Below are 15,314 nucleotides of genomic sequence, written 5' to 3'. Positions count from 1 at the left end.
GCGAGCAGGGCCGGCACGCCGCACGGCGCGCCGGTGGCGATCGGGCGCACCGGACCGTAACGTGCCGGACATGGCCTTTCGGACCTGGAGCAGGCTGCTGCTCACGGCGCTCGGGGTGAGCCTGCTGGCCGGCGCCGGCCAGCTCGGGCTCGCGTACGGCTTCGGCCTCCTGCGGCTCACCGGCACCTTCACTGGCGTCACCGTCAACCAGTGGCCGGCCCAGCTCGTCTGGGTGGGCTGGTGCGCGGCGAACGCCGCCGTGGTCGGTGCCGTCCTCACCGAACGCGTCGCCCGACGGGACGCGGCGCTCACCGGCACCGGACGGCAGCTGGCCGTCGCGGCCGCCGCCGCGCTCGGCGCCACCGTCGTCGCGCCGCTGTGCATGCAGCCCGCCCGGGCCGCCGAGCTCATCTCCGTCGACCCGGTCTGGGCGGTCGGCATCTGCGCCGTCCTCGGCGCGGTGGTGGGTGCGGGCGCCGCGCTGGCCGTCCTGCTCAAGCCGCCGGTCGGCTGGAACATGGCGGCGGTCGCCGGGGCGCTCTGGCTGCTCGCGCTGCTGTCGGCCGTACCGTCGTTCTCGGCCACCGGGGCGCTGCCGCTGGTCCGGCTCGGGGTCTTCGAGCCGGCCTGGCTCGACGCCGACGCTGCGCAGCGCCTGGCGATGCTGGTGCTGCCGACCACGGCCCTGCTCGCCGGCGCGGTGAGCGGGGCGCTGGCCCGCTGGCGCGGGCACCCGCCGCTGGTGGCCGGGGCGACCGGAGTGGCCGGACCGGTGCTGGTGGCGTTCGCCTACCTGACGGCCGGACCCGGTGACGCCGTCGACCGCTACCAGCTCGCGCCCTACTACGGCGCCCTGCTCGCGGTCGCCGCCGGCGCGCTCGGCTCGGCCGCCGCCGCGCTGGCGCGCCGGCCGTCCGGCGGGTCGGTTGCCGCGCCCCAGGCCATCGAGCCGACCGACATCCTGCGGCCGCTGCCGGCCGGGCCGCCCCTGCCCGGCGCGCGGCCGGCCGAGTCCGGAGCCGACCGGACCGACCCGACCGACCGGGCCGCCGAACCGGGCGACGCCGAGGTGGCCGGTGCCGACCTGGCCGCCTCTGCCGGCCCGGGCACGGTGGGCACCGTGTCCGCCGCCGCAGCCGCGGGCCGGGCCACTCCGGCGCACTGGGACTGGCCGGCGGCCGGCGCGACCGGCTTCCCGCCCCGCTCTCCCGGCGACGGTCCAGACACCACCGCCGGCCTGACGGCGGACCGGGCGGGTGCCGGCGCTCCGGCCCCCGCTCCACGGCCCGCGCACCCGGTCAAGCCGGCGAGGGCCGGTACGCACGAGCGACCAGCCGTCGAACCGACCGCCGCCACGGCGCCGAACGCGTTCCCCGCGCCGCCCGTCGAGCCGGCAGACCCCGGCGCGGCGCCAGGGGCACCGGCCGGTCCGAACCGAGGAGCGGTGCGGTCGCACCCGACGCGCGCTGCCGACCCAGTGCACGCTGCCGACCCGGCGCGCCCTGCGGACCCGGCCACGACGACCCCGGGCGGCGCTTCGCGCGGCACCGCAGCCAGCGCCCCACCCGCCGCCGACGCGGCACCGGGCAACCTGTCGAGCACCTCGACAGGGGCCGACGCCGCGCCCGCCCGGGACGCGGCACCGGGCGGCCTGTCGAGCACCTCGACAGGTCCCGACGCCGCGGCCGCGCGCGACGCGGCGACGACGGCATCGGGAGACGCCGCGAGCGGCACCGCAGCGGTGCGGAGCGCTGGGGCGGGCGCCCCGCCGGAGCCGGTCCCGACCGACGACGCGGCCGAGCAGCCGGGCGGCACCGGGCGATCGAGGAAGGGACGGTCGTCCCGCTCCACGGCGGCGTCGGCCACCGGCCGGTCGTCCCGCCGCGCGACCAAAGCCGAGGAGCCGCCGGCCGCCGAGTCGACCGACGGAGACGCCGGCGCCGCGACGCCCGCCGAGCCCGCCCCCCGGCCCCGCCGGACCCGCAAGTCGAAGGCCACCACCAAGCGCGCCGACCCGACCGACCCGACCGCCGACCCGGCGACGACCGGCGACCCGTCCGCCCCGACGTCGGCACGTGACAGCGCTTCGACCGACCCGTCGTCCAGCGGCACGACGACCGGATCGACACCCGGCAGCACGTCGGCCGGATCTGCACCCGGCCGCGCTTCGACCGGCGCCGCGTCGGCCGGATCGGTGCCGGCTGCCGAGGCCGCGGGCACGGCCGACCCCGCCACGTCCGGCAGTGACGCGGGCCGGACCCGGGTCACCGGCATCGAGCCGGCACCGACCGCCGCGTGGGCGAGCGCCACCGAGCCCGCGACCGGCACCGCGGACCCCGCCGCCGCGTCCACGCCCCCGGCCGCCGGTGACGCACCGGCCGCCGGCAAGCGGCGCGAGGGGACGCGGGAGCCGGCCCGACCGGTCCTCAAGCCGGTGCCGGCTCCCGTCACGCCGACGGCCGACCGACCGGCCGCGCCACGGTCCACCTGGCCGGTCGCACCGGCGTGGTCGGCGCCGGCCCGGCCCACCCCCGCCGCGCGGGACGAGGCGACCGGACCGGCCGTACCCGAGGAAACCAGCGGACACCGGCCCCGGCACCGCGCTCCCCTGCCCGACCTGGAGCGGGCCGCGAGCTGGGAGGCCCTTGCCACCGCCCGGCGCGCCGGCCCGACGGCGCCCGTGGAGGCCGCGTCGGAGGGACCGGCCGACGGCGAAGACGGGACGCCCGATGGCGCGGCGGCCGGCGCGACCGAGCAGAACGGCGGGCGGCTCCGCGGCCGGCTCGGGCTGTTCCGGCGCAATCGCGCCCGGACCACCGACGAGGGCGGCTCCGGCGAGGCCGAGGCGGAGCCGCTGGCGGAGCAGGACGAGGAGTACGTCGACTGGGTGGCCGGGCTGGGCCGACCGCTGGCGGACAACGAGCCCGAGCAGGAGAGCGGCCGCCGCTCGCTGCGCTCCACCGGCCGCCACCACCGCGACTGACGTCTCCGGGTGCAGTTGTTGTCGCTGGAACGACAACAACTGCACCCACAGGACCGGTCACACCCACCGTCGGTCTCCGAGCCGCCCGCGCCACCACGGCCGGCCCCCGCCCGGCGCGGGATCAGGCCAGCGGCAGGTAGACCCGGCCGCCCGAGGAGACGAACTCCGCCGACTTGTCCTTCATGCCGCGGGCCGCGTACTCCTTCAGCTCCTGGGTGATCTTCATGGAGCAGAACTTCGGGCCACACATCGAGCAGAAGTGCGCGGTCTTCGCCGGCTCCGCCGGCAGCGTCGCGTCGTGGTACGACCGTGCGGTCTCCGGGTCCAGCGAGAGGTTGAACTGGTCCTCCCAGCGGAACTCGAACCGCGCCTTGGACAGCGCGTCGTCCCAGGCCTGTGCCCCGGGGTGGCCCTTGGCCAGGTCGGCCGCGTGCGCCGCGATCTTGTACGCGATCACGCCCGCCTTCACGTCGTCCCGGTCCGGCAGCCCGAGGTGCTCCTTCGGCGTCACGTAGCAGAGCATGGCGGTGCCGAACATGCCGATCATCGCCGCGCCGATCGCGGAGGTGATGTGGTCGTACGCGGGCGCGATGTCGGTGGTCAGCGGACCGAGCGTGTAGAACGGCGCCTCGTGGCACCACTCCTGCTGGAGATCCACGTTCTCCTTGATCTTGTGCATCGGCACGTGCCCGGGCCCCTCGATCATCACCTGCACGTCGTACTCCCAGGCGATCCGGGTCAGCTCGCCGAGCGTCCTCAGCTCGGCGAACTGCGCCTCGTCGTTGGCGTCCGCGATGGACCCGGGGCGGAGCCCGTCACCCAGCGAGAACGTCACGTCGTAGCGGGCCAGGATCTCGCACAGCTCCCGGAAGTTGGTGTAGAGGAAGTTCTCCTCGTGGTGCGCCAGGCACCAGGCCGCCATGATCGAGCCGCCCCGGGAGACGATCCCGGTCACCCGGTCCACCGCCATCGGCACGTACGGCAGCAGCACCCCGGCGTGCACGGTCATGTAGTCCACGCCCTGCTCGGCCTGCTCGACGACGGTGTCCCGGAACACCTCCCAGCTCAGCTTCACCGGGTCGCCGCCGACCTTCTCCAGCGCCTGGTAGATCGGCACGGTGCCGATCGGCACCGGCGAGTTCCGCACGATCGCCTCGCGGGTCTCGTGGATCCGCTTGCCGGTCGACAGGTCCATCACCGTGTCCGCGCCCCACCGGGTCGCCCAGGTCAGCTTCTCCACCTCCTCGGCTACCGACGAGGTGACCGCCGAGGTGCCGATGTTCGCGTTCACCTTCACCAGGAACGCCTTGCCGATGATGGCCGGCTCGCACTCCGGGTGGTTGACGTTGAGCGGCAGCACCGCCCGCCCGGCGGCGATCTCGTCCCGGACGAAGTCCGGCGTCATCCCCTCCCGGATCGCCACGAACTCCATCTCCGGCGTGACGATCCCGGCCCGGGCGTACGCGAGCTGCGTCGGCCGCTTCCCGCCCACCCCGGCCAGCGGGGTGCCGGCACCCCGCACCGGGGCGACGTCCCCGCGCTCGGCGATCCACGGGCCGCGCAACGGCGGCAGCCCCACCTCCGGGTCCGCGCCCGGCCCCGAGGTGTCGTAGAGCCGCACCGGCGGGTTGTCCCCGGTCAGGTCCACCTCCGCGAACGGCACCCGCACATCCGGCCGGGATCCCTCGACGTACACCTTGCGACGTGCCTGCATGACAGCCTCCCTGGTGATCAAGCGGACCAGCCGAAGTGGTCCAGCGGTCCGCGTCCCGCGCCCAACGTCCAGTCCCGCGCGCCGGCCAGCCCGCGGGTCACGTACTCCTTCGCCGCCCGCACCGCCGCCGGCACGGGGTCGCCGAGCGCCAGCCGGACCGCGATGGCCGCCGAGAACGAGCACCCGGTGCCGTGGTTGTGCCGGGTGGCCACCCGCGGCGCCCGCAGCAGGGTGGTCACCCCGCCGCCGTGCAGCACGTCGACCGCCTCGCCGTCGGTGTCCACGTCGCCGCCGGTCACCACCACGTGCGCCGGCCCGCCCGCGGCGAGCGCCTCGGCGGCGGCCACCATCTCCTCGACCGTGGTCACCGGGCGTCCGGTGATGGCCGCGGCCTCCGCGCAGTTCGGCGTCGCCACCTCGGCGTACGGCAGCAGCCGCTCGACGGCGGCGACCACACCGAGCGCGTGTCCACTGGTGGCGACCAGCACCGGGTCGACGACCAGGTGCGGCAGCCGGCCGTCCCGGGCCGCTTCCGCGACCGCGTCGGCGACCGCCGGGCTGCCGAGCATCCCGGTCTTGACCGCCCGTACGTCGAAGTCGACCAGCACGCTCTCCAACTGGTCGGTGACCGTGCGCGGCGGCAGCGGCAGGACGGCGTCGACGCCCCGGGTGTTCTGCGCGGTGACCGCGGTGAGCACGCTGGTCCCGTACGCGCCGAGGGCGGCGAAGACCTTGAGGTCTGCCTGGATGCCGGCGCCGGCGCCGGAGTCGGAGCCGGCGATCGTGAGGACGGCCGTGGGGGTCATCGTTCCTCTTCCGGGGTTGCGCATGAGGGCTGGGGGGCGACCATCGGGACGTGCCTGGTTGGCGGCACCCGGCTGATCGCCTCTTCGAAAGCTCGGGTCAGGGTGGCGGCGGCTTCGGTGGGGTCGTCGGCGCGCATGACGGCGCCGAGCACGGCGACTCCTGCCGCGCCGGCCCGGATGCAGGCGTGGACGTGGTCCGGGGTGGCGATGCCGCCGAGGGCCAGGACGGGTACCGGGCTGGCGGTGATCAGCTCGGCCAGTCCGGCCGGGTGCAGGGGCGGGCCGTAGCCGGGTTTGCTGCTGGTGGGGAAGACCGGCGAGAGGGTCGCGTAGTCCTCTGTGCTGAGTCTGGCCAGCTCGGCCCGGTGGTGGCAGGAGCGGCCGACCAGGCCCAGCCGGGGTGGCGGGTACGGGCCGGCGGACGGCAGGTGCACGGCGTCGCCGTCGAGCGGGTCGGGGCCGGCGACGACCAGGGTGCCGCCGGCCTCGTCGAGGACGGCCCGCAGGTCGGTGGCGAGGGCGGCGCGCTCGGCGCGGGGCAGGTCCTTCTCCCGCAGCACCACCCAACGCACTCCCCCGGCCACCGCCCCCGCGACCACGTCGACCAGCGTCCCCCGCGCCTGCCACCGATCAGTCAGCACCACGACCCCGGCGGGCCGCCGGGAGATCCTGGTGGGAGACGGCCCCGCCAGGGGGCCGTTCGCACCAAGATCCGGCGCGGCCGGACGTACGGACGCGGTCACAGGTCGGGCCTTCCCTCGTCCGGAGTGGAGGCGAGGGCGTGGAAGCGGCGGGCGATCCGGCCCGCGCCGTACGCCAACCGGCCGGCCTCGACGGCGAACCGCATCGCGGTGGCCATCGCCACCGGGTCGGCGGCCCGGGTCACCGCGCTGGCCAGCAGCACCGCGTCGCAGCCGAGTTCCATGGCCAGCGCGGCGTCCGAGGCGGTGCCGATGCCGGCGTCCAGGATCACCGGCACGTCCACGCTCTGCCGGATCAGCCGGATGTGGTGCGGGTTGGACACCCCCAGCCCGGAGCCGATCGGCGCGCCGGCGGGCATCACCGCCGCGCAGCCGACGTCGGCCAGCCGCCGCGCCAGCACCGGGTCGTCGCTGGTGTACGGCAGCACGGTGAACCCGTCGGCGACCAGTTGCTCGGCGGCGCGCAGCAGTTCGACGCCGTCCGGCAGCAGGATGCGCTCGTCGCCGATCACCTCCAGCTTGACCCAGTCGGTCTCGAACGCGTCCCGGGCCAGGTGCGCCACCTTGACCGCCTCGCCGGCGGTGTAGCAGCCGGCGGTGTTCGGCAGCAGCCGCACCCCGCACCGGTCGAGCAGCGCCAGCAGCCCGCCCGACCCGGCGGGGGTGGTGTCCACCCGGCGCAGCGCCACGGTGACCAGTTCGGTGCCGGACGCCCGGATCGCCTGCTCCAGCACGTGCAGGTTGGCCGCGCCGCCGGTGCCCAGGATCAACCGGGAGGTGAAGGGGACGCCGCCCAGTTCGAAGGTCACCGCGCTCACCCGCCCTGGGCGGCGCTGAGCACCTCGACCCGGTCGCCGTCGCGCAGCACCGTCGCCGGCCAGCCGCTGCGCGGCACCACCTCGCCGTTGACCGCCACCGCCACGCCGCGCCGCTGCGGGGTGACCTCGTGGACCAGGTCGGCCACCGTGGCACCGCCGGGCACGGTCCGCCCGGCGCCGTTCACCGTCAGTTCCACCTGTCCTCCTCCGTCGTCTGCCGGTCGCCGTCGACCGGCCCGGTCGGCTCGCCCGGCAACGCCTGCTCGGGCGGGCCGACCGACGCCTGCCGGGGTGGGTGGGCCGGCCCGAAGCGGTCCGGCGCGAACGGGGCGAGCAGCGGGTCCGGGTCGCCGCCGGCGGCCAGGTCGGCGATCAGATCGGCGGTGACCGGGGTGAGCACGATGCCGTGCCGGTGGTGGCCGGTGGCGGCCAGCACGTCCGGCCGGCCGGGCAGCGGACCGAGGATCGGGGCGTTGTCCGGCGTGCCGGGACGCAGCCCGGCCACCGTCTCCACCAGGTCGTACTCGGCCAGCTCGGGAAGCAGGTCGACGGCGGCGCGGAGCAGGCGCAGCACCGCGCCGGCGGTGACCGTCCGGTCGGTGCGCTCCTCGACCGTCGCCCCGACCACCACCTCGCCGCCCGCGCGGGGCACCAGGTAGACGTGCTCGCCGTCGGCGTACCCCCGGATCACGTGCCGGAAGCCCGGCGCCGCGCCGCCGGGCGCGCGCAGCCGGAGCACCTGCCCCTTCACCGGCCGGACCGGCAGCCCGGTCAGCGCGGCCGCGCCGCAGCCGGCCGCCACCACGGTGACCCGGGCGTCCAGCTCGGACAGTTCGCGCACCGCCTGCGGCACCAGCACCGCGCCGGCCGCGGTCGCGGCCGCCCGCAGCGCCGGCACCAGCAGCCGCGGGTCGACCTGGTGGTCGGTGGGGGCCAGCGCGCCCCCGCGCACCCGGGGCGCCAGCGCCGGCTCGCGGTCGCGCAGCTGCGTCGGGCGCAGCGGCGTCACCGGCAGCCCCAGCCCCTGCTGGTACGCCCAGAGCCGGCCCGCCTCGGCCAGGTCGTCGGCGGTGAGCCCGACCATCAGGGTGCCCTCGGTGCGGTAGCCGAGCGGCAGCCCGGTGGCCTCGGTCAGCCCGGCGGCGAACGCCGGCCAGCGGGCCGCGGACGCGCAGAGCAGCCCGGTCAGCTCCCGTTCGCCGAAGTACGCCTCGGCGACCGGGGAGAGCATCCCGGCGGCCACCGCCGACGCCCCCGACCCCGGGTCCGGGTCGTGCACGACCACCCGCAGGCCGCGGGCCGCGCAGCGCCAGGCGACGGCCAACCCGATCGGCCCCGCGCCGACCACCGCCACGTCCGGCCGGCCGCTGGTCAGCACGTCAACGCCCGGAGCAGCTCGGCGGTGGCCCGGCCCGGGTCGGCGGCGGCGGAGAGCGCGCCGACCACCGCCACCCCGTACGCCCCGGCGGCCCGCAGCGCCGGCACGGTAGCGGCGGTGACCCCGCCGATGGCGATCACCGGCACGTCCACCGCGGCGGCCACCGCGCCCACCCCGGCGGGGCCGATCGGGTCCGGCAGGCCGGTCTTGGTGCCGGTCGGGTGGCAGGGGCCGACGCCGAGGTAGCTGGCGCCGGCGGCGACCGCCTCGGTGGCGGTGCCCGGGTCACGCGCGGTGGCGCCGAGCACGGCGGCGGAGCCGAGCACCCGGCGGGCCGCGCCGACCGGCAGGTCGTCCGCGCCGACGTGGCCGCCGCCGGCGCCCACCGCCAGCGCCACGTGCAGCCGGTCGTTGACCAGGCAGGTCGCGTCGTACCCGGCGCAGAGCGCGACCACCCGGCGGGCCAGGTCGTACGCCTCCCGGTCGGTCGCGGAGTCCGCCACCCGGACCTGCACCACCAGCTCGGCGCGGGCCACCGCGAGGGCGGCCCGGACGACGGTGAGCGGATCCCGCCCGGGTCGGGTGTCGGTGACCAGATGCAGTCGCCCAAGGGACGGCACGGCAACACTCCTCCCTGCGCCGGCATTACCCGGATCAGGTTCGACGGTCGGGGGCTCCAAGCCCCCCTCTCAGCCCGGTCCACCGGGCTCCCGTGGGTTACGTCCGTGTCACCGTACGACAGATCCGCCGGCCTGCCAAGGCGGGGTCCGGCAATCGCATGACGCCCGGCCGACGCGGTGGACGGCCCTCGATACCGCCCGCGACGGAGCACTTCGTACGGTGCTGTTCGGAATGTCGCTCGCCGTTGCGAAACCGTTATCAGCCGGCATCTTGCCCGCAACGGATCCAGCGGGATTAATTTGTTCAGCGATTCGACAAAATGCCGGCGCGGACATCCTGGCACGGTGTCCGCTCCGGTCCATCCGGGACGGTCTTCGGCGAGCCGGCCCCCGCGATCCCTGTCCACAGCGACATAGGAGGCGGCGTGTCCCGATCTCGTCGTGCCCGTTTACCCGTCCTTACCACCCTGCTACCCCTCGCGCTCACCGCAACCACCCTGTTCGGCGTCCCCGCCGCGCAGGCCGCACCCCCCGCGCAGACCGCACCCGCCGCACAGGCCGCGCCGCTGACGGCGCCCGCCCCGCAGACCCAGCCGCGGACGGGACCCGCCGCGCCGGCGGCCGACGAGCCGTTCTCGGTGCTGGTGTTCTCGAAGACCGCCGGCTTCCGGCACGATTCCATCCCGACCGGCATCGCCGCCATCCAGCAGCTCGGCGCCGAGCACGGGTTCACCGTCGACACGACCGAGGACGGCGCCGCGTTCAGCGACGACAACCTCGCCCGGTACCGCGCGGTGATCTGGCTCTCCACCACCGGCGACGTCCTCGACGGCGAGCAGCAGGCCGCCTTCGAGCGCTACATCCGCGCCGGCGGCGGCTACGTCGGCATCCACGCCGCCTCGGACACCGAGTACAGCTGGGCCTGGTACGGCGACCTGGTCGGCGCGTACTTCGCCAGCCACCCGGCGAACCAGCAGGCCACGGTCAAGGTGGAGGACCACGCCCACCCGGCCACCGCCGGGCTGCCGGAGCGCTGGTCCCGGTTCGACGAGTGGTACAACTACCAGTCCAACCCGCGCCCCGACGTGCACGTGCTGGCCAGCCTGGACGAGACCAGCTACTCCCCCGGCGCGGGGGCGATGGGCGCCGACCACCCGATCGCCTGGTGCCACGACTTCCAGGGCGGCCGCGCCTGGTACACCGGCGGCGGGCACACCCGGGAGTCGTACGCGGAACCGCAGTTCCTCGCCCACCTGCTCGGCGGCATCCGCTCCGCGGCCGGGGCGGCGGACGCCGACTGCGGCGCGTCGCTGACCGCCAGCTTCGAGAAGGTGACCCTGGACAGCAACACCAGCAACCCGATGGAGCTGGACGTCGCCCCGGACGGGCGGGTCTTCTACGTCGAGCGCGACGGCCGGGTGCAGATCGTCAAGCCGGACACCGGCAACACGGTCACCGCGCTCGACCTGGACGTGTCCACCGGCAACGAGGACGGCCTGATCGGCATCCGGCTCGACCCGGACTTCGCCACCAACAACTGGGTCTACCTCTACTACGCCCCGAACGACGGGATCGCCCGCAACCTGCTCTCCCGGTTCACGGTGACCGGCGACAGCATCGACCCGGCCAGCGAGAAGCAGGTGCTGCGGGTGGACACCCAGCGCAACACCTGCTGCCACGCCGGCGGCAGCATGACCTTCGACAGCGCCGGCAACCTCTACCTGGCCACCGGCGACAACACCAACCCGTTCGAGTCCAACGCGTTCACCCCGATCGACGAGCGGCCGGGACGGCAGGACTACGACGCGCAGCGCACCTCCGGCAACACCAACGATCTGCGCGGCAAGGTGCTCCGGATCCACCCGGAGGACGACGGGACGTACACCGTCCCGAGCGGCAACCTGTTCCCGCCGGGGACCGCGAAGACCCGGCCCGAGATCTACGCGATGGGCTTCCGCAACCCGTTCCGGATCGGCACCGACCCGGCCACCGACACCCTCTACGTCGCCGACTACGGGCCGGACGCCAGCGCCGCCAACCCCGACCGCGGTCCCGAGGGCACCGTCGAGTGGAACATCGTCGGCACGCCGGGCAACTACGGCTGGCCGTACTGCACCGGGGCGAACTACGCCTACAACGACTACACGTTCCCGTCCGGCCCCAGCGGGCCGAAGTTCGACTGCGCCGCGCCGGTGAACGACTCGCCCAACAACACCGGCCTCACCAACCTGCCGCCGGCGATCCCAGCCACCGTCGACTACGACTACAGCGGCAACCCGCGGTTCCCCGAGATCGGCGGCGGCGGTGCGCCGATGGGCGGCCCGGTCTACCGGTACGACGCCGAGCTGGAATCGGACCGCAAGTGGCCGGCGTACTACGACGGCAAGGCGCTCCTCGGCGAGTGGAACCAGTCGAAGATGTACACGATGCAGCTCACCGGTGACGGCAAGAGCCTCGTCGACATCAACCAGCTCCTCACCGGCATGACCATGCTCCGGCCGATGGACTTCGAGTTCGGTCCGGATGGCGCGCTCTATCTCATCGAGTGGGGCAGTGGCTTCGGCGGCAACAACGACAACTCCGGCGTCTACCGGATCGACTACATCGCCGGCGACCGGGCCCCGATCGCGGAGGCCAGCGCCGAGCCGACCTCCGGCCCGGCGCCGCTGACCGTCGCCTTCTCCAGCGCGGGCTCCCGCGACCCGGACGGCGGCACGCTCAGCTACGCCTGGACGTTCGGCGACGGGCAGTCCGCCACCGAGCCGAACCCGACGCACACCTACACCAGCGCCGGGACGTACAACGCGCAGCTCACGGTCACCAACCCGAAGGGCCGGACCGCGGTGGCCAACGTTCCGGTCACGGTCGGCAACACCGCGCCGACGGTGACCATCGAGTTCCCACCGGACGGCGGCTTCTTCGACTGGGGCGACCAGGTCCGCTACACGGTCACGGTCACCGACCCCGAGGACGCGGAGATCGACTGCGACCGGGTCCGGCTCCAGGTGCTGCTCGGCCACGACGAGCACGCCCACCCGCTGGAGCAGCACACCGGCTGCACCGGCACGGTCCAGACGTCGCTGGCCTCCGGGCACGGCGCCGAGGCGAACGTCTTCGCCGTCTTCGAGGCCACCTACACCGACCTGGGCGGCGCCGAGGGCGCCGGGCCGCTCACCGGCCGGGCGATCGAGCAGCTCCAGCCCAAGCGGAAGCAGGCCGAGTACTTCACCGCCACCGGCCGGGTGCCGGGCGCGACCGGCGGCGGGGACCCGGGCGTGCAGCGCGAGACCACCGGCGACGCCGCCGGCGGCGGCCAGAACATCGGGTTCATCGAGGACGGCGACTGGTGGTCGCTCGCCCCGGCGGACCTGACCAACATCACGTCGATCCGGTTCCGGGCCGCCTCGGCCAGCAGCGGCGGCCGAATCGAGGTCCGCGCCGGCGCGCCCGACGGGCCGCTGGTCGCCTCGGCCACCGTGCCGGGCACCGGCGCCTGGCAAACGTACGCCGACGTGACCGCTCCGGTGACCGGCCCGGCGGGCGGCACGTTGTACTTCGTCGCCCGGGACCCGGCCGGCGGCGCGGGCGCGCTGTTCAACGTCAACTGGATGGACTTCCTCGGCCGGGGCGTCACCGAGAACGCGCCGCCGGTGGTCACCGCCACCGCCAGCCCGGCCACCGGCACCGCGCCGGTCACCGTCGCCTTCGACGGCACGGCCACCGACGCCGAGGGCGACACCCCGCTGACGTACGCCTGGGACTTCGGTGACGGCGGCACGGCGTCCACCCTGGACACCACGCACACCTACACCAGCCCGGGCACCTTCACCGCCACGCTGACGGTGACCGACAGCAAGGGCGCGAGGTCGTACACCACCGTCCCGGTGCGGGTGGACGCGCCGAACACGTCCTGCTTCGGGGCGCGCTCGGACGACTTCACCGGCACCGGCCTCGACAAGGCCCGCTGGGGCGTGGTCCGGGAGAACCAGCTCTACGCGGTCTCCGACGGGGCGCTCCGGCTGCCCACCGCGGTGGGCGACCTCTACGGCGGCCGCAACGACGCCACCAACCTGGTGCTCCAGCCGGCGCCGGCCGGGGCCTGGCAGGCGACCACCCGGCTGACCCTGCCGGTGACCGCCAACTACCAGCAGGCCGGCCTGCTGGTGTACGGCGACGACGAGAACTACGCCAAGCTGGACCTGCTCTACTCGGGCGGCCGGCGGGTGGAGTTCATCCGGGAGACCGCCGGCGCGCCGCGCAACGAGGCCGCCGACAGCACCGCCGCACCGGCCGGTGACACCCTGCACCTGCGGCTCACCAGCGACGGGACGAACCTGACCGCGGCCGTCTCGGCCGACGGGCAGACCTTCACCCCGGTCGGCCGGTCCGCCGCGCTGGCCGGCATCACCAACCCGCGGATCGGGCTGTTCGCGCTCAACGGCGGCACCGACGCGCCGGTGGTGGAGGCGGCCTTCGACTGGTTCCAGGTCTCGCCGGACGCCCCGGCCGGACCGGTGGACCCGTCGGACGAGTTCACCGGCGACACGCTGGACAAGTGCCGCTGGGACGCGATCCTGCGGGAGAACCCGACGGGCTACCGGGTCACCGGCGGCGCGCTGCGGATCGACGTGCCGAACGGCGACATCTACGGCTCCGGCAACTCCGGGCCGGCGAACTTCATCCTCCAGAACGCCCCGACCGGCGACTGGACCCTGGAGACGAAGGTCGACGGCAGCCTGCTGAACGAGCAGTACCAGCAGGCCGGCCTGATCGTGCACGCCGACGACGACAACTACCTGAAGTTCGACTTCATCGTGGACAACCAGCCCGGGCAGCCGGTGACGCGGCGGATCGAGTTCCGCAGCGAAATCGGCGGCGCGGTGCAGAACCCGCAGCCGGAGGCGGGCAACCTGACCGCCTCGGTGTGGTACCTGCGGCTGGCCCGCACGGGTGACACCTTCACCGCGTCGTACTCGGCCGACGGGACGGCCTGGACCGCGCTGACGGCGCTCACCAGCAGCGCCGTCGGGGCGACGCCGAAGGTGGGCCTGTTCACCCTCGGCGCCAACCAGACCGCGTCGAAGACCGCCGCGTTTGACTACTTCCGGCTCACCACCGAGGCGGCCGACCGGACCGCCCCGGTGACCACGGCCACGGTCTCCGGCACGCCGACCGAGGGCTGGCACACCGGCCCGGTCACCGTCGCGCTGAGCGCCGCCGACGAGGACGGCGGCAGCGGCCTGGCCGGCACCGAGTACCAGCTGGACGGGGCGACCACCTGGACCGCGTACACCGGTCCGGTGCCGGTCAGCGGCGACGGCGAGCACGAGCTGCGGTTCCGCTCGACCGACCGGGCGGGCAACGTGGAGTCGACGAAGACCGCGCCGGTCCGGATCGACACCACCGCGCCGGTCACCTCGGCGACGTTCGCGCCGGCCAACGACGAGGGCTGGCACGACGGGACGGTCCCGGTCGTGCTGACCTCGACCGACGCCGGGTCCGGGGTGAAGACGGTGGAGTGGTCGCTGGACGGCGGCGCGTGGACGCCGTACTCGGCGCCGGTCGAGGTGACCGGCGACGGGCAGCACGAGCTGCTGTTCCGGGCCGCCGACAACGCGGGCAACGCCGAGACGCTCAAGTCGGCGGTGCTGCGGATCGACGGCACCAAGCCGACGCTGCTGGTCTCCGGGATCGCCGACGGCCAGCTCTACGGCGACAGCCAGGACGTCCGGGTGTCCTGGCAGGCGGTCGACCCGACCTCGGGCATCGCGTCCGTGGTCGGCGACCTGGACGGCCGGCCGTACGCCAGCGGCACCCTGCAGGCCATGTACGAGCTGCCGCTCGGCCTGCACGAGCTGACCGTCACCGCGACCGACAAGGCGGGCAACGTCACCACCTCTGAGGTCCGGTTCTTCGTCACCACCTCGTTCCGGGACATGCAGAACCTGCTGGACCGGTTCAAGGCGACGAGCCGACTGTCGGCCAAGGCGCACAAGCAGCTGTCGGCGAAGCTCAGCGACGCCCGGCAGGCCGAGGCGGCCGGCAACGACCAGAAGGCGATCAAGGCGCTGACCGCCTTCCGGACGCTCGCGGCCGACGCCACCCTGGTGCCGGAGGCCGAGATCCGCGACACCCTGGTCCGGGACGCCGACGCCATGATCGTCCGGCTCGGCGGCACGGCCAGCCGGGCCGGCGTCCGGGCGAACGACGGCGAATCGGTCGACGGTGCCGGCCGGCTCGGCGGCGATCCCACCCGGATCGCCCCCGGTCGCCGGCTCTGATCCGCGGGTCCCT

Annotated in this window: 9 protein-coding genes and 1 riboswitch; of the genes, 2 read left to right on the top strand and 7 right to left on the bottom strand. The window is 75.1% G+C overall.

Annotation, left to right across the window (positions count from 1 at the left end; translation table 11 throughout):
* Positions 1-70 precede the first annotated feature (70 nt).
* Complete coding sequence (locus GA0070609_RS00190) at positions 71-2,983, top strand: hypothetical protein (protein ID WP_088997388.1); 2,913 nt, start codon at positions 71-73, stop codon at positions 2,981-2,983.
* A gap of 121 nt (positions 2,984-3,104) precedes the next feature.
* On the opposite strand, the gene thiC is transcribed toward GA0070609_RS00190, so the two are convergent.
* The 7 genes from thiC to thiE form a co-directional block, all read right to left on the bottom strand.
* On the bottom strand, positions 3,105-4,697 hold the full coding sequence (thiC, locus tag GA0070609_RS00185) for a phosphomethylpyrimidine synthase ThiC (RefSeq protein WP_088991905.1): 1,593 nt from the start codon (positions 4,695-4,697) through the stop codon (positions 3,105-3,107).
* A 17-nt stretch (positions 4,698-4,714) separates the two neighbouring features.
* Positions 4,715-5,503: a bifunctional hydroxymethylpyrimidine kinase/phosphomethylpyrimidine kinase gene (gene thiD, locus GA0070609_RS00180; protein ID WP_088991904.1), complete on the bottom strand. Its 789-nt coding sequence runs from the start codon at positions 5,501-5,503 to the stop codon at positions 4,715-4,717.
* The gene (locus GA0070609_RS00175) at positions 5,500-6,171 is read right to left on the bottom strand and encodes a thiamine phosphate synthase (protein WP_088997387.1); all 672 of its coding nucleotides are present in this window, start codon (positions 6,169-6,171) and stop codon (positions 5,500-5,502) included. The genes thiD and GA0070609_RS00175 overlap by 4 nt, the downstream gene beginning before the upstream one ends.
* 71 nt (positions 6,172-6,242) lie before the next feature.
* Entirely contained in the window at positions 6,243-7,022 is a 780-nt protein-coding gene (locus tag GA0070609_RS00170; protein WP_088991903.1) for a thiazole synthase, read from the bottom strand.
* Complete coding sequence (thiS, locus tag GA0070609_RS00165; protein ID WP_088991902.1) at positions 7,019-7,219, bottom strand: sulfur carrier protein ThiS; 201 nt, start codon at positions 7,217-7,219, stop codon at positions 7,019-7,021. Before thiS ends, GA0070609_RS00170 begins: the two co-directional genes overlap by 4 nt.
* Positions 7,210-8,400 carry a glycine oxidase ThiO gene (gene thiO / locus GA0070609_RS00160; protein ID WP_172899260.1) on the bottom strand — a complete coding sequence of 397 codons (1,191 nt, stop codon included), beginning with the start codon at positions 8,398-8,400 and terminating at the stop codon, positions 7,210-7,212. Before thiO ends, thiS begins: the two co-directional genes overlap by 10 nt.
* The gene (gene thiE, locus GA0070609_RS00155) at positions 8,394-9,020 is read right to left on the bottom strand and encodes a thiamine phosphate synthase (protein WP_088991901.1); all 627 of its coding nucleotides are present in this window, start codon (positions 9,018-9,020) and stop codon (positions 8,394-8,396) included. Before thiE ends, thiO begins: the two co-directional genes overlap by 7 nt.
* A riboswitch (TPP riboswitch) is annotated at positions 9,015-9,124 on the bottom strand. It overlaps the preceding gene by 6 nt.
* A gap of 321 nt (positions 9,125-9,445) precedes the next feature.
* Between thiE and GA0070609_RS00150 the strand changes: the two genes are divergently transcribed.
* The gene (locus GA0070609_RS00150; protein WP_088991900.1) at positions 9,446-15,301 is read left to right on the top strand and encodes a ThuA domain-containing protein; all 5,856 of its coding nucleotides are present in this window, start codon (positions 9,446-9,448) and stop codon (positions 15,299-15,301) included.
* The last annotated feature ends 13 nt before the right edge of the window (positions 15,302-15,314 follow it).

Source organism: Micromonospora echinaurantiaca (assembly GCF_900090235.1).
Taxonomy (GTDB): Bacteria; Actinomycetota; Actinomycetes; order Mycobacteriales; family Micromonosporaceae; genus Micromonospora; species Micromonospora echinaurantiaca.
This window is presented reverse-complemented; position numbering and strand designations above follow the sequence as displayed.

Coding starts and splice junctions, on each gene's coding strand:
- GA0070609_RS00190 (WP_088997388.1), top strand. CDS start 71: ATGGCCTTTCGGACCTGGAGCAGGCTGCTGCTCACGGCGCTCGGGGTG.
- thiC (WP_088991905.1), bottom strand. CDS start 4,697: ATGCAGGCACGTCGCAAGGTGTACGTCGAGGGATCCCGGCCGGATGTG.
- thiD (WP_088991904.1), bottom strand. CDS start 5,503: ATGACCCCCACGGCCGTCCTCACGATCGCCGGCTCCGACTCCGGCGCC.